The sequence below is a fragment of the Streptomyces sp. NBC_00388 genome (assembly GCF_036061255.1).
Lineage (GTDB): Bacteria > Actinomycetota > Actinomycetes > Streptomycetales > Streptomycetaceae > Streptomyces.
The window spans coordinates 1,202,254-1,227,491 of sequence record NZ_CP107948.1 but is presented as its reverse complement, the minus strand read 5'-3'; the positions used below and the strand labels follow the sequence as shown (position 1 = coordinate 1,227,491).

Below are 25,238 nucleotides of genomic sequence, written 5' to 3'. Positions count from 1 at the left end.
TACTCCTTCGATGCCGGGGTCAGCGCAGGGGGGTGAGCAGATACCGTCCGACGAGGCCGGCGCTGGCATCCATCCCGTCTCTGAACTCCTCGGCGAGCCCCGGTAGTTCCCGCAGGCCCCAGAGGATCCGGGCAGCCGACCAGGCCGCCTCGCGTGCGCGTTCCAGACTCCACGATCCGATCAGATGGGTGAGCGGGTCGACGATCTCCAGGAGATCGGGCCCCGGCATCAGCTCCTCGCGGATCCGTTCCTCCAGCCGCTCCAGGATGTCGCCCACCCGGTGGAAGTCCCCTTCCAGCGCGGCGGGTTCACAGTCGAGGAGCCGGCAGGCGTCGGTGACGGCCAGTGCCAGATCGTGGCCGATGTGTGCGTTGATCCCCGCGAGCGCGAACTGCAGCGGCCGCACGCCGGGATGGTGGCGGTACTGGAAGAGCGGTCGCCAGCAGGCCGGTGGCCTGCGTCCGGCGGCGACTGCGTCGACCGCGGCCAGATAGCGCTCCGCGAACACCGCGTCGAGCGTCGCGGCCCCGCGCCGGTCGGGGAACCGCCGTCTCCCGATGTTCCGGCCGACCTCCTCGGTGACCGTCAGATAGACGTTGTTGAAGACCGCCACCCCGTCCGCGGGCGGCCAGGACGCGCGCAGTTCGCGCATCCGGGCGGCCACCGCGGTGACCGAGTGCCCGGCGGGGGCGGCCGGGGCCGCGCGCTGTTCCGTCTGTGCCATGGGAGCAGCCTGGCAGCAGCGGGTCCGCGGCAGGCGCCGTCACGCCCGTACTTCCTCAGAACGGGCGAAGCGCGGAGGGTGCCGGGCGCCCTACGCGCCGCTGTCCTGCCCGCCGCTCTCCGGCTCCGTGCCGTCCCCGGTCCGCCCGGTCTCCTCGTACGAGGAGGTGCCCGAGTCCAGGAGGGGTGTCTGCACCTTGAGGTGCGGCGGGGCCATGGCCCGCAGGGCGTGGTAGCCGGTGATCACCACGATGGTGCCCAGCGCGATCCCGCTGAGCTGGAAGTTGTCCGTGATCTTCAGTGAGACTCCGCCGACGCCGATGATGATGCCCGCGGCGGCCGGTACGAGATTCAGCGGATTGCGCAGATCCACCTTGCCGTTGATCCAGATCTGGGCGCCGAGCAGGCCGATCATGCCGTAGAGGATCACGGTGATCCCGCCCAGCACACCACCGGGGATGGCGGCCACCACAGCGCCGAACTTGGGGCAGAGGCCGAAGAGCAGCGCGAAGCAGGCGGCGGCCCAGTAGGCGGCCGTGGAGTACACCCGGGTCGCGGCCATCACGCCGATGTTCTCGGAGTACGTGGTGTTGGGGGGACCGCCGAGGCCGGTGGAGAGCATGGAGGCGACACCGTCGGCGGCGATGGCGGTGCCCAGCTTGTCGTCCAGGTTGGTCCCGGTCATCTCGCCGACGGCCTTGACGTGCCCGGCGTTCTCGGCGATCAGCGCGATGATGACGGGCAGTGCCACGAGGATGGCCGACCACTGGAAACTCGGGGCATGGAAGGATGGCAGACCGACCCAGTCCGCATGGCCCACACCGGAGAGGTCGAGACGCCAGTGGTCGGCGACCTTTCCGTCGGCGCCGACCGAGTGGATCTTTCCGAAGACCTGGTCGAAGACCCAGGAGATGCCGTATCCGAACACCAGCCCCAGGAAGATCGCGATCCGGGACCAGAAGCCGCGCAGGCAGACCACGGACAGGCCGGTGAAGAGCATCACAAGGAGCGCCGTCCACTGGTCCTGGGGCCAGTACGTGGAGGCGGTCACCGGGGCCAGGTTGAAGCCGATCAGCATGACCACCGCGCCGGTCACCACGGGCGGCATCGCGGCATGGATGATCCGTGCGCCGAATCGCTGGACTGCGAGACCGGCCGCGAAGAGGACCGCACCGACGACGAAGACCGCGCCGGTGACGGTGGCACTGTCGCCCCCGGTGCCGCGGATGGTCGCAGCGACCCCCACGAACGAGAGCGAACAGCCCAGATAGCTCGGGACCCGGCCGCGGGTGGCGAGCAGGAAGATCATGGTCGCGACACCGGACATCATGATCGCGAGGTTCGGGTCGAGGCCCATCAGTACGGGCGCCACGAACGACGCGCCGAACATCGCCACGACGTGCTGCGCACCAAGTCCGGCGGTGCGCGGCCAGGTCAGCCGTTCGTCGGGCCGTACGACAGCCCCCGGAGCGGGGGTCCTCCCGTCGCCGTGCAAGGTCCAGCGCACGCCGAGGCCGCCCATGATCGCTCCCATTCGTTCACTTCTCTGCTGATTCTCTGTCTCGCCTGGCAGCTGTCCGTGCGCTTTGCGGCAGAAATGGCCAGGGCAATGTTAATCCGGAGCCCGTACCTCCCTTTACCGCCGTGGAAAGGTGCCCGCCGGCGGTGTGAGCCCCGCGGCGAGCTGCGTCCCACCGCTGCCACCGGGGGCTGCCGGCCGGCCCTGCCCGGACGCTCCGGCCGCCGGACCCGGACCTGCCGGGCGGCGCCGGGATCGCGACACCGGTTCAGGCCGGGCCCGCGGCGCCGGGGTCCCGGGCACCCTCGGCCGCCGCGCCGCCGGACCCCGTCACCGCCCGGCGCGCCGACCGGAGTACGCCCGCAGCCGGCACCAGGCCGAACGACAGCACCGTCACCAGGATGAAAGAGCCCACCAGGGAGGTCGCGTCGGCGATCCCGCCGATCGCCGACGGGGCGACGAGCCCCGAGGTGTACGTGATGGTGGCGACGCCGGCGATGGCCTGACTGGGGTTGGGGCCGCTCCGCCCGGCCGCCGCGAAGGCCAGCGGGACGACGACCGCGATCCCGAGCCCGATCAGTGCGAAACCGCACAGTGCCGTGGCGGGGCCGGAGGCCAGTACGACCAGCAGTCCGCCCAGCGTGGCCAGGACCCCGCCCGTACGCACCGTGCGTACCGCGCCGAAGCGGTCCACGACCCGGTCCCCGGTGAGTCTGACCACCGCCATGGTGAGGGAGAAGGCTGTGGTGGAGGCCGCGGCGACGCCCGCCGATGTGCCGAGGGTGTCCCGCAGGAAGACCGCCGACCAGTCGAGGCTGGCCCCTTCCGCGAAGACCGCGCAGAAGCCCACGGCGCCGATGATCAGCGCGGACCTGGGCGGCAGGGCGAAGCGCGGCGGCGGTGTCTCGTCCGCCGTGCTCCGGACGTCGAGCACTCCCTGGCAGGCGGCCAGGCCCAGCACGGTGAGAGCCGCTGCGGCGATGCAGTGGTGGAGCCTGGCGTCGCCGCCCAGGTGGGCGGCGAGCGTGCCCGCTGCCGATCCGATCAGCGCTCCCGCACTCCACATGCCGTGCAGCCCGGACATGATGGACCGGCCGAGCCTGTTCTCCGTTTCGACCCCCAGCGCGTTCATCGCCACGTCCGCCGTCCCCGCGGCGGCGCCGTAGAAGAAGAGCGCCGCGCAGAGTGTGAGCAGATTCGGCGCGAACGCGGGCAGCGCCAGCGCGAGGGTCCACAGCGCGAGCAGTCCGCGCAGCGCCTTGCGTGCTCCGAACCGGTGGGTGATCGCACCGGAGACCGGCATGAGCAGCGACGACCCGATCGCCGGAAAGGCGAGCGCGAGGCCGAGCTGCCCGGCACTGGCCCCGGCGTGCTCCTGGATCCACGGAACGCGGGTCGCGAAGCTGCCCGTCACCGCGCCGTGGACGCAGAACACCGCGGCCAGGGCGTACCGTGCCCGCTTCACCCTCCGCAGACTGAAGCCCGTCCCTCCGGTCATGCGCCCTCCCCGAGCGTCGTGTTCGCTGTCCCGTGCGGCTGCCGGGGACGGCCGTAAACTATCAGGCAACCTGCCTGATAAATAGATCTGGAAGGATCCCGGCATGCCCGCATCCTCGATCACCGCCCGGGCCGTCAATGACCGGATCGCCCTCGATCTGCTCCAGGGCGAAGGCCCGCTGACGGCCGGGCAGCTGAAGACCCTCACCGGTCTCTCCCGGCCGAGCGTCGCCGACCTCGTGGAGCGGCTGCAGGCGGCAGGGCTCATCTCCGTCGTCGGCGAGGTGGGCGCGGAACGCCGCGGTCCCAATGCCCGCCTGTACGGGATCGTGGCCGACCGGGCCCACCTCGCGGCCCTCGACGTACGGACCGGAAGTGTCGCCGTCGTCGTCACCGACCTGCTCGGGGCCGTCCTGGCGGAGGCCACGCTGCCTGTCGGGCACGGCGCGGGACCCGGCCCCGCCGACGCTGTCGAGGAGGCGGCCGCCCTGCTGGAGCGCACCGTGCGACAGGCCGGCGCCGCCCGCCTCCACAGCGTCGGGATCGGCGCCCCGGGGCTCATCGACCCGGCCACCGGTGAACTCAGGACCACCATCGGGCTGCCCGCCTGGCACCGCAGCCTGGTCGCCGCGCTGCAGGAGCGGCTGCCCGCGACCGTCCTCGTCGGGAACGAGACCAATCTGGCCGCCGTCGCCGAGCAGAGGAGCGGAGCGGCCCGCGGACTCGGCACCTTCGTCCTGCTCTGGCTCAGTCACGGGGTCGGCGCCGCCGTCGTCCTCGAAGGGAAGGTGCGCAGGGGAGCGTCGGGCGGGGCGGGCGAAATCGGCTTCCTCCCGGTGCCCGGCCGGGGCCTCCCCTCGGCCACCGACTGCGAGGACGGATTCCACGGACTGGCCGGCAGTGCGGCCATCTGCGCGCTCGCCGCCCGGCACGCCGTCACGGCCGTGCCGGAGCCGGAGGAACCGGCGGCGGCCGCGGCCGTACGGGCCGCTCCGTCGGCGGGACAGCGCGGCGAGGACTTCCTGGAGGCGCTGGCTGCGTCCCTCGCGATCGGGGCCGCCGCCGTCGTCGCCGTGGTCGACCCGGGCTGTGTGGTGCTCGGCGGCGAGATCGGCCACGCGGGGGGCGCGGACCTCGCGGCCCGGGTGGAGCGGCATCTGGCCGTCCTCTCTCCGCTGCGGACGGAGGTGCGCGCCGGGACGCTCGGTGGCACCGCGGTGCTGCGCGGAGCCCTCCTGACGGCCAGGGACGCGGCTCAGGACGATCTTTTCGGGGGCTGAACGCCCGTCCCGCGACGCGCTGTGACCGGCCCGTCGCACTCCCTGTGAGCCAGCCCACATCGGCTCGCTCGCATGGCCGACGGCCGGACGTGGCAGACTTGTCCCGTACCAGCAGCAGCGCACTCCGGGGTCGGTGTAATTCCGAACCGGCGGTTATAGTCCGCGACCCGTCCGCATCCAGCGGGCGGTTGACCAGGTGTAATTCCTGGACCGACGGTGAAAGTCCGGATGGGAGGCAGTGCGCGGCGGGCCGTATTGGTACGTCGTAGCCGGTGGCGTGTCTTCTGGATCCTCGGAACACAGCCGCTCCTCCGGCCCGGCGTCCCTGTGCGTTTCCGCTCTCTGTCGTCATCGACAGGCCCCGGAGTCCGTGCCCCAAGAGGCAGGAGGACCCGGTGGCCACCGCAGCCGCTCCATCGCCGCAGGCGCTCGACGCCATGCGCCGCGCCATCGCGCTCGCGGCGCGCGGACTCGGATCCACCAGCCCCAACCCCGTCGTGGGCTGCGTCGTCCTGGACGCGTCGGGCGAGACGGCGGGCGAGGGCTTCCACCAGCGGGCCGGCGGTCCGCACGCCGAGGTGCACGCACTCGCCGCGGCGGGCGACCGGGCGCGCGGCGGCACCGCGTACGTCACGCTCGAACCCTGCAACCACACCGGCCGCACCGGGCCCTGCTCGCAGGCGCTCATCGACGCCGGCGTCAGCCGCGTCGTGTACGCGGTAGGCGACCCGAACCCGCAGGCCACCGGCGGCGCCGACACCCTGCGTGCGGCCGGGATCGCGGTCACGTCCGGCGTACTCGCCGAGGAGGCCGGAGCGGGCAACGCCGCCTGGCTCACCTCCGTACGCCTCGGCCGCCCCCACGTGACCTGGAAGTACGCGGCGACGCTCGACGGCCGCACCGCCGCGGCCGACCGGACGAGCCGCTGGATCACCTCGGCCGAGTCCCGGGCCGACGTCCACCGGCTGCGCGCCGAGTCAGACGCGGTCCTCGTCGGCTCGGGCACCCTGCGCGCCGACGACCCGCACCTCGCCGTCCGGGGCATCGAGGGCGCGACCCAGCCACTGCGGGTCGTCCTGGACACCCACGCACGCTCCCTCACCCCCACCGCCCGGGTCCTCGACGACGCCGCGCCGACCCTGGTCGTCGTGGGCAAGGCCGTCACCGCGCCCCCGCTCCCCGGATCAGGCGCCGACGTGGTGCGACTGCCCTGTGACGACGCGGGTATCGCCGTCGGCGCCCTGCTCGCCGAGCTGTACGCGCGCGGTGTCCGCTCCGTACTCCTCGAAGGCGGTCCGACGCTGGCCGGCTCCTTCGTCGCCGCGGGCGCCGTCGACCGGGTCGTCGGCTATCTCGCCCCCGTTCTTCTCGGCGCGGGCCCCGCGGCTCTCGCCGACGCCGGAATCACCACCATCACCGACGCGTTGCGTCTCGACATCACCGAGACCGTCCGCATCGGCCCCGATCTGCGGATCACCGCCACCCCGAAGGAGCGCTGAGCGCCGTGTTCACCGGAATCGTCGAAGAACTGGGTGAGGTCACCTCCGTCGAGGACCTCGGCGACGCCTCCCGCTTCCGCCTGCGCGGACCGGTCGTCACCGAGGACGCCAAGCACGGCGACTCCATCGCCGTCAACGGCGTCTGTCTCACCGTGGTCGAATCCGGCGGCGGTGAGTTCACCGCCGATGTCATGGCCGAGACACTCGACCGCTCCAGTCTCGGCGCGCTCGCCACCGGGTCCCGGGTCAACCTCGAACGCCCCATGGCGCTCGGCGGCCGGCTCGGCGGACACCTCGTCCAGGGCCATGTGGACGGCACGGGCACCGTCGTGGAACGCACGCCGTCCGAACACTGGGAGATCGTGAGGATCGCGCTCCCCGACGGCCTCTCCCGCTACGTCGTGGAGAAGGGCTCCATCACGGTCGACGGAGTCAGCCTCACCGTCGTCGACGCCGGACCGGACTACTTCACCATCAGCCTCATCCCCACCACCCTCGCCCTGACCACGCTCGGCATCAAGCAGCCCGGCGACCCGGTCAACCTCGAAGTGGACGTACTCGCCAAGTACGTCGAGCGGCTGCTCGGAGCCGACGGCGCACGCCCCGCACCCGGACCGGAGGGACCGCTGAAGTGAGCGCACTCACCTGGCTGAACACCGAGGCGTTCACCGTCATCGGCCAGCACATCCTGTGGTCCGACATGATCGGCAACACCATCGGGCTGATCGCGCTCGCCCTCGGCTGGCGCCGCTCGGTGCTGACCTGGCCCGCACAGTTCCTCTCCGGGGTCATCCTCGTCGGCGCGTACTCCTCGGCCCATCTCAGCGGCGGGGTCGGCAAGCAGCTGCTGGTCATCGGGATAGCCCTGTGGGGCTGGCGGGCCTGGACCCGGGGCCGGCAGCAGGCTCAGGACGGCAGCATCGCCGTACGGTTCGCCACCTGGCGCGAGCGCGGGCTGCTGCTGGCGGGCGCCATCGCCGGCACGGTCGCCGTCGCCGGTCTCTTCCTGGCCGTCCCCTCGCTGTCCTGGAGCCCGTGGGCCGACGCCTACATCTTCGTCGGCACTCTCGTCGCGATGGTCGCCCAGGCGCGCGGACTCGTCGAATTCTGGTTCGCGTGGCTGCTGGTCGACCTCGTCGGCGTCCCCCTCGCCTTCCACAGCGGCCTGGCCTTCTCCGGCCTGGTCTACGTGGTCTACTTCGCGCTCGTCCTCTGGGGCATGCGCGACTGGTGGCTCCGCTCCCGTACGAGCGTCAAGCCCGCCCTGGAAGGAGCAGCAGCATGACTGCCGAACCCGTCTGGTACTCGACCGACAACGCCGAGGACCTCTCCCTCGACCCCGTGGAGCAGGCCGTACGCGACATCGCGGCGGGCAGGCCCGTGGTGGTCGTCGACGACGAGGACCGTGAGAACGAGGGCGACCTCGTCATCGCGGCCGAGAAGGCCACACCCGAGATCATCGCGTTCATGATGAGCGAGTGCCGGGGACTGATCTGCGCGCCCATGGAGGGCGCGGAGCTGGACCGGCTCGACCTCCCGCAGATGGTCGAGAACAACACCGAGTCGATGCGGACGGCCTTCACCGTGTCCGTCGACGCGAGCAGCGCCCACGGGGTCACCACCGGCATCTCCGCCGCCGACCGCGCCGCCACGCTGCGCCTCCTCGCCGACGGCCGGTCCGGCGCCGGGGACTTCGTACGTCCCGGACACATCTTTCCGCTGCGGGCCAAGCCCGGCGGTGTGCTCGTGCGCAACGGGCACACCGAGGCGGCCGTCGACCTCGCCCGGCTCGCCGGGCTGCGCCCCGCCGGTGCGATCGTCGAGATCGCGGGGGAGGACGGGGTGATGCTGCGGCTCCCGGAACTCGTCCCGTTCGCGCGCAAGCACGGCCTCACGATCATCTCCATCGAGGACCTGGCCGCCTACCGCCGCAGCTCCGAACCGCGGGTGCGCCGCGAGGCGACCGTCCGCCTCCCCACCGCCCACGGCGACTTCACCGCGTACGGCTACCGGTCCATCGCCGACGGCATCGAGCATGTCGCCCTGGTCCACGGGGACCTCGGCGACGGCGACGACGTCCTGGTGCGCGTCCACTCCGAGTGCCTCACCGGCGACATCTTCCACTCGCTGCGCTGCGACTGCGGTCCCCAGCTGGAGGCGTCCATGGAGCGCATCACCGGCGAGGGCCGCGGGGTCGTCGTGTATCTGCGCGGCCACGAGGGGCGCGGCATCGGGCTGCTGTCCAAGCTGCGCGCCTACGAGCTCCAGGAGCGCGGCCGGGACACCCTGGACGCCAACCTGGAACTCGGGCTGCCCGCCGACGCCCGCGACTACGGCGCCGGAGCCCAGATCCTGGCGGACCTCGGAGTGCACAGCCTGCGGCTGATGACCAACAACCCCGAGAAGACCGCCGCGCTCGTCCGGCACGGTCTGGACGTCACCGGCCGGGAGGCCATGCCCGTCCAGGCGGGCGAACACAACCTCCGGTACCTGCGCACCAAGCGGGACCGGATGGGACATGACCTGCCCTGGCTGGACACCACGTCCGCCTGCGGCAACCAGTAGGAAGCACAAGGGAGACAGAACATGAGCGGCAAGGGCGCACCCGAACTCACCGTGAAGAACTGCGGCGACCTGCGCGTGGCCGTCATCGCGGCCCAGTGGCACGAGAAGGTCATGGACGGCCTCGTCGACGGCGCGCTGCGCGCCCTCGGCGAGCTGGGAATCGACGAACCGACCCTGCTCCGGGTCCCGGGCAGCTTCGAACTCCCGGTGGTCGCCAAGGTCCTCGCGGGCCGCGGCTACGACGCGATCGTCGCGCTCGGGGTGGTCATCAGGGGCGGCACCCCGCACTTCGACTACGTCTGCCAGGGCGTCACGGGCGGTCTCACCCAGGTCTCGGTCGAGACCGGCGTCCCGATCGGATTCGGCGTGCTGACCTGCGACACCGAGGAGCAGGCGCTGGACCGCGCGGGCCTGGAAGGCTCCAACGAGGACAAGGGGCACGAAGCGGTCACCGCGGCTGTCGCCACCGCGACCACACTGCGGACGGTCAGCGAACCCTGGCGCTGAGTGGGGAACGGGACCCCGTAGTCTTAGCAGCATCATGGCGAACAAAACCTTCGAAGAGCTCTTCTCCGAGCTCCAGCTCAAGGCCGCCAACGGCGACCCCTCCACCTCCCGTACCGCCGAACTGGTGGGCAAAGGGGTGCATGCCATCGGCAAGAAGGTCGTCGAGGAGGCGGCCGAGGTGTGGATGGCAGCCGAGCACGAGGGCAAGGAAGCCGCCGCCGAGGAAATCTCGCAGCTGCTGTACCACGTTCAGGTGATGATGGTCGCCCGCGGGATCTCGCTCGACGACGTCTACGCCCATCTCTGAGCCCGGCCCCGCGCACCACACCTCCACACCCGCCCGTACCGCACATCCCGTACATCCAGCACCCCCGCCACTCCGCACGAAGGAAGCCGACCTCATGCTGCGCATCGCCGTTCCCAACAAGGGTTCACTCTCCGGACCTGCGATGGCGATGCTCCATGAGGCCGGCTACCAGCAGCGCAAGGAGTCCAAGGAGCTCGTCCTCGTCGACCCGGAGAACCAGGTCGAGTTCTTCTACCTCCGCCCGCGCGACATCGCGATCTACGTCAGCTCCGGCAAGCTCGACATCGGCATCACCGGCCGTGACCTGCTGCTGGACTCCGGGGCCGAGGCCGAGGAGATCCTCCAGCTCGGCTTCGCCCGCTCGACCTTCCGGTACGCGACCAAGCCCGGCACCGCGAAGGGCCCCGAGGACTTCGGCGGCATGACGATCGCCACCTCGTACGAGGGGATCGTCGCCAAGGCACTGGCCGACCAGGGCGTCGACGCGTCCGTCGTCCACCTCGACGGGGCTGTCGAGACGGCCATCGAGCTGGGCGTCGCCCAGGTCATCGCGGACGTCGTGGAGACCGGCACCTCCCTGCGGAACGCCGGACTCGAAGTGATCGGCGAGCCGATCATGAAGTCCGAGGCCGTCGTCATCCGCCGGGTCGGCGCCGAGGCCGAAGAGCCCAAGGTGCAGCAGTTCCTGCGGCGTCTCCAGGGCGTCCTGGTGGCGCGCAGCTACGTGATGATGGACTACGACTGCCGGGTCGAGCACCTGGAGCAGGCCGTGGCGCTCACCCCCGGCCTGGAGTCGCCGACCATCTCACCCCTGCACCACGAGGGGTGGGTCGCCGTCCGCTCCATGGTCGCGGCGAAGGAGGCCCAGCGGATCATGGACGATCTCTACGCGCTCGGCGCCCGCGCCATCCTCACCACGGCCATCCACGCCTGCCGCCTCTGACCAGCCCGAAGGACGCACGGACATGACCGCCCCCGAACTTCCTGCCCTCCCGGTCACCTTCAGGCCCACCCGGACCCGGGTGGTGCTGCTGAGCGTGGGGACGGTCATGTTCGTCGTCCTCACCATCGTCTCCCTGATGCTGGAGACCCTGACCCCGGGCGAGCGCGTCTCGTTCATCCTCACGGCGGCGATCTTCTTCGGGGTGCTCGCACTGCTCAGCCGCCCCAAGGTCGTCGCGGACGAGGACGGCGTCACCGTCATCAATCTCACATCACGGCGCCGGCTGGCCTGGCCGGAGATCCTGCACGTCAATCTCCGCCCCGGTGACGCCTGGGTCTTCCTCGACCTCAGCGACGGCACCAGCCTCCCCGCCCTCGGGATCCAGCCCGGTATCGGCAAGGCTCACGCGATCCGCGACGCCCGCGCGCTGCGCGCCCTGGCGGACTCGCACGGCCCGGCGGCCACCGGTCCGGACGCGCCCCGGGCGTAGGACCCGCCACCTGCCGGCCAGGTGCGGGGTGGCTGAGCCACTGACGCATCGGGCCGCTGTTTGATTACTCTGGGGCGGGGCGCCAGGTGCGCCCCGCCCCGCATCGGTGACCCCCGTGGTCCGCGGGGCACCCCTGCGACATGAGGAGTGATTCCCTCCAGCAATGGACGGATCATCCGGTAGTACGTGCGCCGCCCCCCTCCTGGAGGCGGCGGCATGACCAGTCCCCTTCTGCTCCTCGGAGCAGCTTTCCTTCTGATTCTCGCCAACGGATTCTTCGTCGCGGCCGAATTCGGCCTCGTCACCGTGGAGCGGCCGGACGCCGAACGCGCCGCCGCCGACGGGGACCGGCGGGCCCGCACGGTCGTGCGCGCCCTGCGGGAACTCTCCTTCCAGCTCTCCGGCACCCAGCTCGGCATCACCATCACCTCGCTGGTGGTCGGCATGCTCGCCGAGCCCGCGCTGGCGCAGCTGCTCGACGCACCGCTCGGTGCCACCGGCCTCCCCGAAGGGGCCGTGTCCGGGATCAGCGTGGTGCTCGGCATGATGCTCGCCGCCGCCGTGCAGATGGTGATCGGCGAGCTGGTCCCGAAGAACTGGGCGGTCTCCAGGCCGCTCCAGGTGGCCCGGTTCGTCGCCGGCCCCCAGCACCGCTTCTCGACCGTGTTCCGGCCGGTGATCACCCTTCTGAACACGGTCGCCAACCGGCTGGTCCGGGCGCTCGGCGTCGAGCCCGCCGACGAGCTGGCCTCGGCCCGCACCCCCGGCGAACTGGTGTCGCTGGCCCGCCACTCGGCGCAGGCCGGCACGCTGGAGCAGGACACCGCGGACCTCTTCGTACGGACGCTCTCCCTGGCCGGGCTCGCCGCCCAGCACGTCATGACCCCGCGGGTGAAGGTCAGCGCACTCCAGTCGTCGGCGACGGCAGCGGACGTACTGAACCTCACCCGCGCCACCGGCCTCTCCCGCTTCCCCGTGTACCGGGAGCGCATCGACGAGGTCGTCGGAATGGTCCACCTGAAGGACGCCCTGGCCGTGGCGGTCCAGGACAGGCACCGGACGTCGGTGGGACGGATCGCCGTCGCACCGCTGCTGGTGCCCGAGACGCTGCCCGTGCAGCAGCTCCTGGAGCGGCTGCGCACCGAGCAGCCCATCGCCGTGGTGGTGGACGAGTACGGCGGCACCGCCGGAGTCGTCACCCTGGAGGACATCGTCGAGGAGCTGGTCGGGGAGGTCAGGGACGAACACGACGGCGCCGACGCCGACCGCCCCGAGCTGTCCCCGGCCCCCGCCGAGGACGGCAACCCCGCCTGGGAGGCCGACGGCAGCTGCCGGGTCCTCACACTGCGGCGGATAGGGCTGGAGGTCCCGGAGGGGCCGTACGAGACCGTCGCAGGTCTCGTGGCGGACCTGCTGGGGCGCATCCCCGCCCCCGGCGACCGGGCCGAACTCCCCGGCTGGCGGCTCTCGGTCCGCAGGGTCGAGCGCTACCGCGCCGAGCGGGTGCGGCTGGTCCGCACCGCCGACGTGCCCGTCCCGGTCATGGAGGGCGTGCGATGAGCTTCCTGCAGCTCCTCTTCGCCGCCGCCCTGGTCCTCGCCAACGGCTTCTTCGTCGGCGCCGAGTTCGCGCTCGTCTCCGTACGCCGCAGCCAGGTCGAACCGCTGGCAGCCGAGGGCTCAGCCCGGGCCCGCAAGGTGCTGTACGGCCTGGAGAACCTCCCGCGGATGATGGCGGCCGCGCAGTTCGGCATCACCGTCTGCTCCCTGACACTGGGCGCCGTCGCGGAGCCGACCGTCGCCCACCTCCTCGAGCCGGTCTTCGAGGCGGTCCGGCTGCCCGGCGGGCTGGTCCATCCGCTGGGGTACGCGATCGCCCTCGCCGTCGTGGTCTCCCTGCACCTGGTCATCGGTGAGATGGTCCCGAAGAACCTCGCCATGGCCGCCCCCGAGAAGACCGCGCTCTGGCTCAGCCCCGGTCTCGTCGGCTTCGCCCGGCTCTGCCGCCCGGTGACCGTCGCGCTGGGCGCCTGCGCCCGGCTGGTGCTGAAGCTGTTCGGCGTCGAGCCCAAGGACGAGGTCGAGGCGGTCTTCACCAGCGAGCAGCTCAACAGGCTCGTCGAGGACTCGGGTCAGGCCGGTCTGCTGGACTCGGAGGCGCAGGAACGCCTGGAGGACGCCCTGGAGCTGGGCAGCACGCCGATCGCGGACGTGCTGATCGCCCGCGCCGACCTGATCACGGTTGCTCCGTCGGTCACCCCGCTGCAGATCGAGGAGCTGACCGTGCGCACCGGCTACTCGCGTTTCCCGGTCTGCGCGGACGGCGGCGCCTTCATGGGGTATCTGCACGTCAAGGACGTGCTCGACCTGGAGGACCGGGAGCGGGCGGTCCCTCAGCAGGTCTGGCGCCCGATGGCGACGCTCCGTGCGGAGCTGCCGCTGGACGACGCGCTGACCGTGATGCGGCGCGCGGCCACCCATCTGGCACAGGTCGCCGACGGGTCGGGGAAGGTGCTCGGTCTGGTGGCCCTGGAGGACGTACTGGAGAAGCTGGTCGGCGAGGTACGCGACCCGGCCCACCGGCAGCTCCCCGCGCGGCCGGTGACACGGCTGGCGGAGCCGCGTACGGACCGCAGCAACCAGGCGCTGGCGGGCTGAGGCCCCAGCGCCTGGGGACGTGCCGGGGCCCGGGGCCCCGGCACGGTCCGGGCGGGAGACCTCAGCCGTTCCGCCTCAGGGGCGGGGCCCGGTCAGAGCGGCGGCTCCTGCTGCCCGCGGCCGACCGGTCCCCGCCCCGAGAGCACCTCCCCGTACGCCTGCATCAGATCCGGCAGCCGCAGGGTCGACAGATCGTCCCTGCCCGGTGTGGTCGCGTACCCGCTCAGCCGAAGATCCCGGTACGCGCAGCTCTTCTCGTACAGCGTGCGCAGGAAGCGCCCGTTGCCCAGCTCGTCGATCCAGCCCTGGTCCACCACATGACCGGCGATCGAGCGCAGCTCGTCCAGCGACTCCTCGTCCCACCTGTCGCCGTTCTCGGTCGCCAGCACCTCGCCGATGGCGGTCAGTTCGAGCGGCCGGTAGCTCGGGAAGTCGACCCGCGAGGTGAAGCGCGAGGAGAGCCCCGGATTGGTGGCGAGGAGACGGTCCATGCCCTCGGGGTAGCCGGCCAGGATGACCACCAGATGGTCGCGGTTGTCCTCGGCCCGCTTCAGCAGGACCTGGAGCGCCTCGTCACCGTACGCGTCGCCCTTGCTGTAACCGGAGTTGGAGAGGCTGTACGCCTCGTCCACGAAGAGCACCCCGCCCAGCGCCGAGTCGATCAGCTCGTTCGCCTTGACCGCGGTCTGCCCCAGGTACTCGCCCACCAGATCGGCGCGCTGGGCCTCGATCAGATGGTCGCCGCCGAGCAGTCCGAGTGCGTAGAACACCCGGCCCAGGATGCGGGCCACGGTGGTCTTGCCGGTGCCCGAGGGGCCCGAGAAGACGAAGTGGCGCTTCGGCGGCTGTACGGGGAGCCCCTGGCCGGCCCGCAGCCGGGCCATGTTGAGCTGCGCCGACAAGGCCTTGACCTGTCGTTTCACCGGTTCGAGGCCGACCATGCCCTCCAGCTCGTCCAGCGCACGCGCCAGCAGTTCGGGGTCGGTGGGGCCGGCGGGCAGGTCCGGCGGGAACTGCTCCGCCGGCGCGGTGTCCCTGTTCCTCACGGTGCCGGGCGGCGGGGCGGAACCGGGCGGCGGATCCCCGCCGGGGCTCCCCGGGCCGCCGGGCCGGGGCTCGCGCCCCTCCAGCGGGTCGCCCTCCACGAAGACGCCGTCGGCCTGCCCGTCCGCGGCGTCCTGGCCGAAGCCGGCCAGCGAGACCGCCGCGTAGTCCACCGCGTCGTCGTAGCCGTCGCCCTCGGAGATCGCGGCGAGCCGCGCCGCGGTGTCCATGAACCCGGGATCCACCCGGTGCACCGCCCGGTACAGCGGCAGGGCCGCCGCGCTGCGCCCGGTTCCCTCGTGGGCGCGGGCGAGCCAGTAGCGCAGCTCCTTGCGCTGCGGCTGCTCGCTGCGGCAGCGCATCAGCGCGGCGGAGAGCAGCGGTTCGGCCTGGCCGTACATCTCCAGGCGGACCCGGGCCATCCCGCCGAAGAGCCCCGCCTCGATGCCCAGGACCGGGTCGTCGACCAGCGAAGCGGTGTGACGCACCAGCCGCTCCCAGTCCTTGGCGAGATACGCCCGGCACGCGTGCAGGAACCGCACCTGTGGATCGGTGTCGACCGGCGGCAGCCCCGCGAGCGCCCGGTCAAGCTCCGGCACGTGGCGCCCGTCCAGCCAGTGCGAGGCGTGCGCGAGCAGCAGATCGCGCGGGCTCTCCAGCACCGGCTGCACCCACCAGCCGAGCCAGTACCAGGAGTTGAGGGTCCGGCGCAGCCTGCCTCGCTGTTCACCGAACCGGTCCCGGTGCCGGAACATCCTCAGTAACGCGGTGGTGGTGTCCACCCGCAGCGCGTGCAGGCCGAGCCAGCCGTCCGCCATTCCCGGATCGAGCCGCACCGCGGCCCGGAATTCCTCCTCCGCCTGTGGGTACGCCCCCATCGTGTAGGCGTCCACCCCCCGCAGCCAGGCGAGATCGGCCGGGGCGTGCGAGCCCTGCGTGCCGAAATCCATCACGTCCCCCACAGACCGTGCCCCCGTACCGTGCCGCCGGACTCACCGCCCGGCGGCCTGTGAACCGCTGTACAGCGGACGGGAATTGACCGGTGCCGCCCGAAGGGCATCGTACCTGCGCAGAGGCCCGGTACCGAAGGGTGCCGGAGTACTCGTCGCCGTGCGGAGGGCCTTGCTCACGGTGACCGAGGGTGAGCGATCGGAGCGGAAGGTGGTCCGGTCGACGACGGAATGGGCAGAACGAAGCCCCCGATCACGGGGGAACAACCGGGGGCTTCGCGTCTGCGGCGGCTCCGAAAAGCCGCACATTGAGAACGTAAGACCTGTACGGGCCCTGGGTCAAGCGGAGTTGAGGCATGGGAAGGGCGGTTTTCCGCCGGGTGCCGGTCCTGCGGAGAGGTCATGACTGCGTGTGACCAAAGGGATCGCTCACGCGGTCGCCGAGGGGCCGGGACGCCACGCGTAGCCCGTGGGGCGCTCATGCACCAGCAGGTCCGCGAATGGCCGGGAAGGGTCCCCGGCGAAGTGCCGGGTCTCCGCCGCGGTCCAGCCGTCCCAGAAGTCCGTCAGGCCCGGCCCGTCGCGGTGGCGGCCCCGCGCCCAGGAGGCGGCGGGGTCCCGGTCCATCCAGAGCAGTCCGGCGAGATGAGGGCGCAGCGCCCGGCGGCCCGCGCCGACGCCTTCCACAATGACGACGTCAGTGGCGTCGACGGTCCGCTCGGCGCCGAAGCGGCGCAGCGTCCAGTCGTACGGCGCGTACCGTGCCGCCTCGCCGCGCGTGAATGGCTCGATGACCTGCGCGCGCAGCCGTCCGGTCCAGCCGAACAGTTCCTGGTGGGTGGCGAGATCGTCCAGATGGAGTACAGGCGCACCGTCCAGGGCGCGGGCGAGCCTGGCCGAGAACGTGCTCTTCCCCGAGCCCGCGTGGCCGTCGACCGCGATCAGCCGAACCGGCCCGCAGGAGACGGGCCGTAGGCGGATCGCGGTGGCGAGGGCTTCGAGGTCTTCCATGGGGTCAGCCTAGGAGCAGTGGACGGCGCCGCAGGTCACGCCAGTGGTCGAGACCAATATTGGTGACAGGACGCGAGGCGAATCACTGGCAGAAACGCGTCGGGAGCCGCGATAGTTGCCCCACTGCCGTGCACTTGCCGCCCCATCCGTATCCGACTGGGGGTCCACCACCGTGACCAGTACCACTCCGCGCAGGACCGTCCTGGCGGCCGCGATCGCCGCTGCCGCCGCTGCCGCAGGCGCGGGAGGAGCAGCACCCGCCGTCGCCGCCGCACCCGCACCCGCGCCCGCCTCCCCGCAGGCCCCGGGGGGAGGACCCGTGACCCCGCTCGTGGACAACAGCGCCTGGACCTCGTACGCCGACTGGCGCAGCGGTACGGCCGACGGCGCCAGGGCTGTCCCGGGCCGCGGCTGCGGGCTGGTCATCGAGGCCCCGGCGGGCCGCACCGACTACACCGATCCGCACACCGGAAAGACCGCGGCCTGGGAGTACGCGACCTGGACCTCACCGGTCCACCGTTCCCGGGTGCCGGCCACCGAGGCCGTCGCCTCCTGGAACGCGCACACCCCTGCGGGCACCTGGATCCAGGTCGAGCTGCGCGGCAGCTACACCGACGGCACCGACACCCCCTGGTACGTGATGGGCCGCTGGGCCTCGGGCGACGCCGACATCCGGCGGACCTCCCTCGACGGCCAGAGCGACGGCAAGAGCTCCATCTCGACCGACACCTTCGCCGTCGACGACGCCGCGAACGGGCCGCGGCTCGTCTCTTACCGGCTGCGGCTGACCCTGTACCGCACCCCGGGCACCCGGCTCACACCCACGGTCCGGCGGGTCGGGGCCATGGCGTCGGCCGTCCCCGACCGGTTCACCGTGGCGCCCTCGGTACCGCGGATCTCCCGTGAGCTGACCGTCCCGCGCTTCTCGCAGAACATCCACGCCGGTCAGTACCCGGAGTACGACAACGGCGGTGAGGCCTGGTGCAGCCCCACCTCGTCCTCGATGATCATCAAGTACTGGGGGCGCGGGCCCACCGCGTCCGACCTGGCCTGGATCGACCCGTCGTACGCCGACCCCGAGGTCTGCCAGGCGGCGCGCGGCACCTACGACTACCAGTACGAGGGCTGCGGCAACTGGCCGTTCAACGCCGCCTACGCGGCGGCGTACGAGAACATGAGCGCCGTGGTCACCCGCCTGGGGTCGCTCGGCGACCTGGAGACACTCATCAGGGCGGGCATCCCGGTCATCACCTCGCAGTCCTTCCTCAAGGAGGAGCTGACCGGCGCCGGGTACGGCACGTCGGGCCATCTGATGACGGTGATCGGCTTCACGGCCGACGGCGATGTGATCGCCAACGACCCCGCGTCGCCCGACGACAACGCGGTCCGGCATGTCTACCGGCGGGCGGAGTGGGAGAACATCTGGCTCCGGACCAAGCGGCACAACGCGTCCGGCGCCGTCGTCTCCGGTACGGGCGGGGTCTGTTACCTCTACTGGCCCTCCGACGCCACGCCTGCCCAGCGGCGGGCGCTGGCCGCCGTCGGTATCCGCTGACCCGGTCCGCCCCAGGTCAACGGCTGCCCGGTCGGCCGTACCCGGCCCTCAGGGGGTCTGCCATACTTCGGGCTTCCGAGGCTGTGGCAGCCTCCTGAGGCAGTGGCGGAACAGGGCCGGACGTGAACCAGAGCGGACCGTACATACACCAGCGCACCCCGACCGAGCGCTCCCAGCTCCGTCGCGCCGACTTGATCGCCACGGGGCGGAGACTCTTCGCCGACACGTCCTACGACGCGCTGTCGATGGACGACATCGCCCGGCACGCCGGGGTCGCGAAGGGGCTGATCTACTACTACTTCAAGAGCAAGCGCGGTTACTACCTCGCCGTCGTCGAGGAGTCGGTGGCCGATCTGGTGGCCCGCGCGGCGAGCGACACCGGACTGCCCAGGGCCGACCGCGTGCACCGCACCATCGAGGGCTATCTGCTCTACGCCCAGCACAACAGGGCGGCCTTCCGCACCATCGTGACCGGCGGGGTGGGTTTCGACACCCAGGTCCAGGCGCTGCGCGGCGCGGTCCGTGAGGAACTCATCGCCACCATCGCGGAGGGCGCCTACGGCCGCCGGGACATCCCGCTGCTGGCCAGGCTGGCGCTCCTGGGCTGGCTGAGTGCGGTGGAGGGCATCACGCTCGACTGGCTCGGCCACCAGGAACTCGACCGCGCGCAGATCCGTGAGCTGCTCGTCCGGATGTTGCGCAACACCCTCGACACCATCGGTGAGTTCGTCTCCGAGTGCCCGTCACCGCCGCCGCCCGGGTGACCCGGGACGGGGTGGTGTGACACGGGAGGGGCGGAGTGGGTGGGGGACCCGCCGGTCCTCCACCCACCCCGCCCCGATCAGGACCGCGGACCCTAGCTGACGGCGTGAATCAGCTCGCCGTTGGAGGTGTCACCGCTGAGCTCCCAGAGGAAGGTGCCGCCGAGACCCTGCTGGTTCTTGTAGGCCATCTTCCCTGCGATGGTGGCGGGGGTGTCGTAACTCCACCAGTTCGAGCCGCACTTGGCGTAGGCCGTACCGGCGACGGTGCCGGTGGCCGGGCAGCTGGTCTTGAGGACCTTGTAGTCCTCGATCCCCTGCTCGTACGTGCCGGGGGCCGGGCCGGTCGCCGTGCCGCCGGGGGCGGCCTGCGTCACGCCGGTCCAGCCGCGGCCGTAGAAGCCGATGCCGAGCAGCAGCTTGCTCGCGGGCACGCCGAGCCCCTTGAGCTTGGTGATGGTGGCGTCCGTGTTGAAGCCCGCCTTCGGGATGCCGGTGTAGGACGTGAGCGGGGAGTGCGGAGCGGTCGGCCCCTGTGCGTCCCAGGCGCCGAAGTAGTCGTACGTCATCGGGTTGTACCAGTCGACGTACTGCGCGGCTCCCGCGTAGTCGGCGGAGTCCATCTTGCCGCCGGCCGATGCGTCGGCCGTGATCGCGGCGGTGACCAGCGACGACGAGCCGAACTTGGCGCGCAGCGCGGCCAGCACGTTCTTGAGGGCCGCGGGCCCGCTGGTGTCGCAGGAGAGACCGCAGCTGTTGGGGTACTCCCAGTCGATGTCGATGCCGTCGAAGACATCGGCCCACCGCGAGTCCTTGACCAGGTTGTAGCAGGACTGCGCGAAGGCGGCCGGGTCCTTCGCCGCCTCGCCGAAGCCGCCGGACCAGGTCCAGCCGCCGAAGGACCAGATGATCTTGAGGTTGGGGTGCAGCTTCTTCAGCTCACGCAGCTGGTTGAAGTTGCCCGCCACCGGCTGGTCCCAGGTGTCGGCGGTGCCGCTCACGCTGGAGGCGGCGTCGTAGGTCTTCTGGTAGTCGGCGTAGGCGTCGCCGATGGCGCACTTGCCGCCGGTGACGTTGCCGAAGGCGTAGTTGATGTGGGTGAGCTTGTCCGCCGAGCCCGAGGTCTGGATGTTCTTGACCTGGTAGTTGCGCTGGTAGACGTCCCAGTCCGCGTAGTACCCGACGACCTTGCTGCCCGCGGCCGTCGTGGCGCCCGCCGCGGTGCTCGCGGCCGTCGTGGCGTGATGCTCGCCGGCGGTCGCCGTGCCGGCGCCGGCGAGCAGGGTGACACCGAGGGCCGCCGTACAGGCGGTGGCGAGAAGGGCCCGGACCCGGGCCCTTGGGTGGAATCGTCCGAACATGCTGTCTCCTCGTGGGGAGGGGAACGGGAGGTGGGGGAAACTGACTGGTGCAGGTGTTTTGGCATGAACGCGAAAAGCCGGTAGAGGGAAGGTAGAAGGACTAGACCAGTGTGGTCAATGGTTCGGACCAATTTTCGCCTCGTGACGGAAGTCCGCCGATCGGGCATACTCAACCCGCCACAGCCTCTGGTCTGCCGCTTCCGCGATCCGGGAGGGCAGCATCGGCTGAAGGCGAGACCCGGCGGCGTTGCCACACCCTGGCGACGCGTACGCCGCAGCGCCCGACAGGGAGGAGAGTGTCGCCATGCCCGACCGCGCCCCGCAGTTGGTGGACCGCCAGTTGCCCACCGAGGAGTCCCGGGATCTGCTCGCGCTGGTGCGCGACATCGTCCAGCGGGAGATCGTGCCCGGTGCGGCCGCAGGTGAGGAGGACGGCCGGTTTCCCCGCGAAGTCTTCACCCTGCTCTCGGAGGCCGGACTGCTCGGCCTCCCCTACGAGTCCGGGTACGGCGGCGGTGACCAGCCGTACGAGGTCTATCTCCAGATCCTGGAAGAGCTGGCGGCGGCTCGGCTGACCGTCGGCCTCGGCGTCAGCGTCCACTCCCTCGCCTGTCACGCGCTCGCCAACTACGGCAGCAAGGAACAGCGGGCCGCCCACCTGCCCTCGATGCTCGGCGGCGGGCTGCTCGGCGCGTACTGCCTCTCCGAGCCTGCGTCGGGCTCCGACGCCGCCTCGCTCCGCACGAAGGCCGTACGGGAGGGTGAGGACTGGGTCATCACCGGGACCAAGGCGTGGATCACCCACGGCGGCGTCGCCGATTTCTGTACGGTCCTGGCGCGCACCGGCGGCGAGGGGGCGCGCGGGATCTCGGCGTTCCTGGTGCCGGGCGACGCGGGCGGGCTGACCGCGGCCGTCCCCGAGAAGAAGATGGGGATGAAGGGATCGCCCACCGCCCAGCTGCACTTCGACGGTGTACGGGTGCCGGGCGAGCGCCTGATCGGGGAGGAGGGCCAGGGCTTCGCCATCGCGCTCTCCGCACTCGACTCGGGGCGGCTGGGGATCGCCGCCTGTGCCATCGGTGTCGCCCAGGCCGCCCTCGGTGAGGCGGTGCTGTACGCGACGGAGCGGCAGCAGTTCGGCCACCCCATCGCGGACTTCCAGGGACTGCGCTTCATGCTCGCCGACATGGCCACCCAGATCGAGGCCGGCCGCTCCCTCTACCTCGCGGCCGCGCGGCTGCGGGACGCCGGGCTCCCCTTCTCGCGGCAGGCGGCCATGGCCAAACTCTTCTGCACGGACGCGGCGATGCGGGTCACCACCGACGCGGTCCAGGTGCTCGGCGGTTACGGCTACACGGCGGACTTCCCGGTCGAGCGGTTCATGCGGGAGGCCAAGGTGCTGCAGATCGTCGAGGGCACCAATCAGATCCAGCGGATGGTCATCGCCCGCCACCTCGCGGGTCCGGAGTCGCGCTGAACCGGCCCGGCCCGACGGTCGTCGCGACGAGGCGGGCCCACTCCGGGTCGCGGCGGCCGGGCAGGGTCCGGCCGGCCCGCCCCCACTGCCGGACCAGGTCCTGGTAGACGGGTGTGTCCGAGCTCTGCCGAAGCGATTCTTCAGGGGCGGGGGAGGGCAGCCGGTGCAGCCCCGTCCCGGCCCCGTGGTGCGGAAGGGTCATGCACGGTCAACGGCGGGCCGAGCCGCCCGGTCACCGGCTCGCGCCGTCGGGCGTCTGTTCGCGCGGCGGCGCGAGGTGTGCGCGGACAGCGGGCCCGGGGGCGGATCCCGCGCGGACCGGGTCTGGCCGTCCCCACCGTTTCTGACGTACCGTCATCTTCCCTGTCAGCAGGAGGATGCCGTGGCCGACGACCGACCCATCGCGCTCGACGAGTACCCCGTCCACCAAGTACCGCTGTCGATGAAGCACGTCGCGACAGGCGACCGCAACGCCTATGACCGCTGCATCTTCCACGTCTTCGACCACCGCGGCAGGGCGCTGCTCGTCGCGGGGCTCGGCGTCTACCCCAACGCCGGGGTGATCGACGCGTACGCGACGCTGCGCACCGGTGACCGGCTGCACGCGGTCCGCGCGTCGGACGCCCTCACCGACGACCGCATGAACCTCGCCGTCGGGCCTCTGCGCATCACCGTGGACGCCCCGCTCCGGCGGCTGGCACTGCACTGCGCGGCCGACCCCGCCGACCCGGACTCGCTCGCGTACGACATCGAGTGGACCGCGGACTTCCCGGCAGTCTGGGAGCCGCACCATGTGCAGCGGCGCGGTGAGCGGCTGATGCTCGAAGGCCGCCGCTTCGTGCAGGCGGGCAGCTGTTCCGGCGTCATCCGCGCGGGCGGCGAGGAGATACGGGTCGGGGCGGGGGAGTGGACGGGCACCCGCGACCGCAGCTGGGGGGTACGGCCCATCCCCGGCGAGGAGGGCGGGCGGGCCGACGCCGAGTACCGGCCCGAGGGATTCCACTGGCTCTGGGTCCCGGTCCGCTTCGACGACCGCTTCGTCTTGGTGATCGCGCAGGAGGACGCCGACGGCTACCGGACCCTGAACGAAGCCCTCCTGGTACGCGACGGCCGGCCCGACGTCCAGCTCGGCTGGCCGCGAACGGAGATCGGCTACCGGTCGGGCACCCGCCACCCCGAACGCGCTGTCATCCACCTCGGCGGCCCGGACGGCCGCCCCCTGGAGCTGACGGCCGAAACGCTCTGCTCCTCGCCGCTGGCGCTCGGCGCGGGCTACCCGCCGGCCACCGACTGGCAGCACGGCACCTGGCAGGGGCGGGGCTGGAGCGACCGGCGCTGTTACGACATGAGTGACCCGGCGGCCCACCCGGAGGCCGCCTACGGCGTCACCGACCACGCCGCACGCTTCACCCTCGACGGCCGGGTCGGCCACGGCATCTTCGAGCACGGCAGCTTCGGCCGCCACGACCCGAGCGGATTCACCGGGTACGCGTCGGTCGCTCCCTGAGCCCGCCCCGCCCATGAGCCGTACGCACGTCCGCGACCCCCGTCCCGAGCGAGGAGCACCGCCATGACCACGGCACCACGCCCCCGCACGACCACCCGAGACCCGCAGGACCTGGCCCGCAGGCTCTCCGCCTGGCTCTCCGCCCGGCTGCCGGGCGCCCGTACCGGCCCTCTCGCCGCCCCGGCGTCGAACGGCATGTCGAGCGAGACGCTGCTCTTCGACATCGACGCCCCCGGCGCCCCGGCCGTCTCCTGCGCCCTGCGCCTGGCCGCCGACCCCGACGCGTACACGGTCTTCCCCGCCTACGACATGGAGCGGCAGTACCGGGTGATGAGCCGGGTCGCCGCGCACACGGACGTCCCGGTACCGCGCGTCCTGTGGCTCGAAACGGATCCGGGTCCGCTCGGCGCGCCGTTCTTCGTGATGGAACAGGCCCACGGCAGGGTCCCGCCCGACGTCATGCCCTATACGTACGAGGGGAATTGGCTCCACGCCGCGACCGACGCCGAACGCGCCGCCCTGGAGGATTCGACCCTCCGCGTCCTGGCCGGGCTGCACGGTCAGTTCCCGCCGGACCAGGGGGAGTTCCTGCTCCCGGCCGGTGAGGGCACCCCGCTGCGCCGCCATGTGGACGGGCAACGGGCCTACTACGCCTGGGTGGTGGAAGGGCTGCCCCGCTCACCCCTGATCGAGAGCGCCTTCGGGCGGCTGGAGACGCTGTGGCCCCAGGACGAGGGGCCCGCCGTGCTCTGCTGGGGAGACGCCCGGATCGGCAACATCGTGTACGACGGCTTCGAGGCCGCCGCGGTGCTCGACTGGGAGATGGCGGCCATCGGACCGTGCGAACTGGACCTCGGCTGGACCGTCTATCTGCACCGCTTCTTCCAGGACCTCACCGAGGGATCCGGGCTGCCCGGGCTGCCGGGTCTGCTGCGCCGCCGGCACGTCGAGCGGCGGTACGCCGAACTCACCGGCCACGCACCGCGCGACATGGACTTCTACCTGCTCTACGCGGCTCTGCGGCACGCGATCGTCATGCTGCGCATCGCCTACCGGCAACTGCACTTCGGTGAGGTCCGGGCCCCTGCGGACCCGGATGCCATGATCCTGCACAGGGCTTCGCTGGAGGCCCTGGTACGGGGGACGTACGACTGGTCAGGCGGCCTCGCGCGCCGCCCGGAACGCCCTGACGGGGCGTGAGCCCGGGCCGCCGACGTGCGAGAAGGGCTGCTTGCGCCAGTCGAGGCCCTGGGGCAGCGTGAGCAGCAGCGCGGTGTCCAGCTCCTCGGCCTCAAGGGACGCACCGGCCGCCTCCGCGTCCGAAGCCGCGCGGCCGGTGCCCGCGCACGCGGTCAGGCCGAACGGATTCCAGGGGCTCGCACAGAGCGCGTGCTCGGGCAGTATCGCCTCGCCCGCCAGGAGGGCGATCGGCTGCGCGCAGTCCGGGCAGATCACCCGGTACATCTCGCAGGTGTCGTACACGGCGAGACCCGGATCGTTCTCGATGGCCGCGAGCTCTGCGGGCTCGATGGCATCGGCGCTCTTCAGCTTGTGCATGGAGATTCTCCCCCTCGGATGGGCCGAC

General features: G+C 71.8%; 23 protein-coding genes and 1 riboswitch. Of the genes, 16 read left to right on the top strand and 7 right to left on the bottom strand.

The window, feature by feature from the left end:
* Positions 1 to 19: 19 nt before the first annotated feature.
* From OG917_RS05570 to OG917_RS05560, 3 genes are all read right to left on the bottom strand, one after another.
* Entirely contained in the window at positions 20 to 724 is a 705-nt protein-coding gene (locus OG917_RS05570; RefSeq protein ID WP_328316410.1) for a DUF5995 family protein, read from the bottom strand.
* Positions 725 to 814: 90 nt separating this feature from the next.
* The gene (locus tag OG917_RS05565; RefSeq protein ID WP_328316409.1) at positions 815 to 2,257 is read right to left on the bottom strand and encodes a uracil-xanthine permease family protein; all 1,443 of its coding nucleotides are present in this window, start codon (positions 2,255 to 2,257) and stop codon (positions 815 to 817) included.
* Between the two features lie 253 nt (positions 2,258 to 2,510).
* Positions 2,511 to 3,740, bottom strand: a complete 1,230-nt coding sequence (locus tag OG917_RS05560) for an MFS transporter (RefSeq protein WP_328316408.1) — start codon at positions 3,738 to 3,740, stop codon at positions 2,511 to 2,513.
* Positions 3,741 to 3,843: 103 nt separating this feature from the next.
* On the opposite strand from OG917_RS05560, the gene OG917_RS05555 reads away from it, so the two are divergent.
* The 11 genes from OG917_RS05555 to OG917_RS05505 all read left to right on the top strand — a co-directional run bounded on the left by OG917_RS05555 (position 3,844) and on the right by OG917_RS05505 (position 13,987).
* Complete coding sequence (locus tag OG917_RS05555; RefSeq protein ID WP_328316407.1) at positions 3,844 to 5,019, top strand: ROK family transcriptional regulator; 1,176 nt, start codon at positions 3,844 to 3,846, stop codon at positions 5,017 to 5,019.
* Positions 5,020 to 5,134: 115 nt separating this feature from the next.
* Positions 5,135 to 5,265, top strand: a riboswitch (FMN riboswitch).
* Positions 5,266 to 5,456: 191 nt separating this feature from the next.
* Positions 5,457 to 6,518: a bifunctional diaminohydroxyphosphoribosylaminopyrimidine deaminase/5-amino-6-(5-phosphoribosylamino)uracil reductase RibD gene (gene ribD, locus OG917_RS05550; RefSeq protein WP_328321672.1), complete on the top strand. Its 1,062-nt coding sequence runs from the start codon at positions 5,457 to 5,459 to the stop codon at positions 6,516 to 6,518.
* A 5-nt stretch (positions 6,519 to 6,523) separates the two neighbouring features.
* A complete protein-coding gene (locus OG917_RS05545; protein WP_328316406.1) occupies positions 6,524 to 7,153 on the top strand; it encodes a riboflavin synthase in 630 nt (209 codons plus the stop codon).
* A complete protein-coding gene (locus OG917_RS05540) occupies positions 7,150 to 7,803 on the top strand; it encodes a nicotinamide mononucleotide transporter family protein (protein WP_328316405.1) in 654 nt (217 codons plus the stop codon). The genes OG917_RS05545 and OG917_RS05540 overlap by 4 nt, the downstream gene beginning before the upstream one ends.
* On the top strand, positions 7,800 to 9,083 hold the full coding sequence (locus OG917_RS05535; protein WP_328316404.1) for a bifunctional 3,4-dihydroxy-2-butanone-4-phosphate synthase/GTP cyclohydrolase II: 1,284 nt from the start codon (positions 7,800 to 7,802) through the stop codon (positions 9,081 to 9,083). The genes OG917_RS05540 and OG917_RS05535 overlap by 4 nt, the downstream gene beginning before the upstream one ends.
* Positions 9,084 to 9,104: 21 nt before the next feature.
* Complete coding sequence (ribH, locus tag OG917_RS05530) at positions 9,105 to 9,590, top strand: 6,7-dimethyl-8-ribityllumazine synthase (RefSeq protein WP_328316403.1); 486 nt, start codon at positions 9,105 to 9,107, stop codon at positions 9,588 to 9,590.
* 34 nt (positions 9,591 to 9,624) lie between these two features.
* The gene (locus OG917_RS05525) at positions 9,625 to 9,897 is read left to right on the top strand and encodes a phosphoribosyl-ATP diphosphatase (RefSeq protein ID WP_164266345.1); all 273 of its coding nucleotides are present in this window, start codon (positions 9,625 to 9,627) and stop codon (positions 9,895 to 9,897) included.
* Positions 9,898 to 9,991: 94 nt separating this feature from the next.
* A complete protein-coding gene (hisG, locus tag OG917_RS05520) occupies positions 9,992 to 10,840 on the top strand; it encodes an ATP phosphoribosyltransferase (RefSeq protein WP_328316402.1) in 849 nt (282 codons plus the stop codon).
* A gap of 22 nt (positions 10,841 to 10,862) precedes the next feature.
* On the top strand, positions 10,863 to 11,330 hold the full coding sequence (locus OG917_RS05515; RefSeq protein WP_328316401.1) for a PH domain-containing protein: 468 nt from the start codon (positions 10,863 to 10,865) through the stop codon (positions 11,328 to 11,330).
* A 216-nt stretch (positions 11,331 to 11,546) separates the two neighbouring features.
* On the top strand, positions 11,547 to 12,890 hold the full coding sequence (locus OG917_RS05510; protein WP_328316400.1) for a hemolysin family protein: 1,344 nt from the start codon (positions 11,547 to 11,549) through the stop codon (positions 12,888 to 12,890).
* Entirely contained in the window at positions 12,887 to 13,987 is a 1,101-nt protein-coding gene (locus OG917_RS05505; protein WP_328316399.1) for a hemolysin family protein, read from the top strand. The genes OG917_RS05510 and OG917_RS05505 overlap by 4 nt, the downstream gene beginning before the upstream one ends.
* Before the next feature lie 92 nt (positions 13,988 to 14,079).
* On the opposite strand, the gene OG917_RS05500 is transcribed toward OG917_RS05505, so the two are convergent.
* On the bottom strand, positions 14,080 to 15,981 hold the full coding sequence (locus OG917_RS05500; protein WP_328316398.1) for an AAA family ATPase: 1,902 nt from the start codon (positions 15,979 to 15,981) through the stop codon (positions 14,080 to 14,082).
* Positions 15,982 to 16,410: 429 nt separating this feature from the next.
* Positions 16,411 to 16,992 carry a uridine kinase family protein gene (locus tag OG917_RS05495; protein ID WP_328316397.1) on the bottom strand — a complete coding sequence of 194 codons (582 nt, stop codon included), beginning with the start codon at positions 16,990 to 16,992 and terminating at the stop codon, positions 16,411 to 16,413.
* Positions 16,993 to 17,164: 172 nt separating this feature from the next.
* Here OG917_RS05495 and OG917_RS05490 point away from each other — a divergent pair, with 172 nt between their 5' ends.
* Together OG917_RS05490 and OG917_RS05485 are read left to right on the top strand one after the other, a co-directional pair.
* Complete coding sequence (locus tag OG917_RS05490) at positions 17,165 to 18,547, top strand: peptidase C39 family protein (protein WP_328316396.1); 1,383 nt, start codon at positions 17,165 to 17,167, stop codon at positions 18,545 to 18,547.
* Between the two features lie 122 nt (positions 18,548 to 18,669).
* Entirely contained in the window at positions 18,670 to 19,311 is a 642-nt protein-coding gene (locus OG917_RS05485; RefSeq protein ID WP_328316395.1) for a TetR/AcrR family transcriptional regulator, read from the top strand.
* Between the two features lie 92 nt (positions 19,312 to 19,403).
* Here OG917_RS05485 and OG917_RS05480 read toward each other — a convergent pair whose 3' ends face one another.
* The gene (locus OG917_RS05480) at positions 19,404 to 20,669 is read right to left on the bottom strand and encodes a glycoside hydrolase family 18 protein (protein ID WP_328316394.1); all 1,266 of its coding nucleotides are present in this window, start codon (positions 20,667 to 20,669) and stop codon (positions 19,404 to 19,406) included.
* Between the two features lie 304 nt (positions 20,670 to 20,973).
* Here OG917_RS05480 and OG917_RS05475 point away from each other — a divergent pair, with 304 nt between their 5' ends.
* The 3 genes from OG917_RS05475 to OG917_RS05465 all read left to right on the top strand — a co-directional run bounded on the left by OG917_RS05475 (position 20,974) and on the right by OG917_RS05465 (position 24,853).
* Positions 20,974 to 22,146, top strand: a complete 1,173-nt coding sequence (locus OG917_RS05475; RefSeq protein ID WP_328316393.1) for an acyl-CoA dehydrogenase family protein — start codon at positions 20,974 to 20,976, stop codon at positions 22,144 to 22,146.
* Between the two features lie 382 nt (positions 22,147 to 22,528).
* A complete protein-coding gene (locus tag OG917_RS05470) occupies positions 22,529 to 23,653 on the top strand; it encodes a hypothetical protein (protein ID WP_328316392.1) in 1,125 nt (374 codons plus the stop codon).
* A gap of 63 nt (positions 23,654 to 23,716) precedes the next feature.
* Positions 23,717 to 24,853 (top strand): phosphotransferase family protein, encoded by a 1,137-nt coding sequence (locus OG917_RS05465; protein WP_328316391.1) that lies wholly within the window; start codon positions 23,717 to 23,719, stop codon positions 24,851 to 24,853.
* Here the strand turns inward: OG917_RS05465 and OG917_RS05460 are convergent.
* On the bottom strand, positions 24,809 to 25,210 hold the full coding sequence (locus OG917_RS05460; protein ID WP_328316390.1) for a hypothetical protein: 402 nt from the start codon (positions 25,208 to 25,210) through the stop codon (positions 24,809 to 24,811). The genes OG917_RS05465 and OG917_RS05460 overlap by 45 nt on opposite strands.
* Between the last annotated feature and the right edge of the window lie 28 nt (positions 25,211 to 25,238).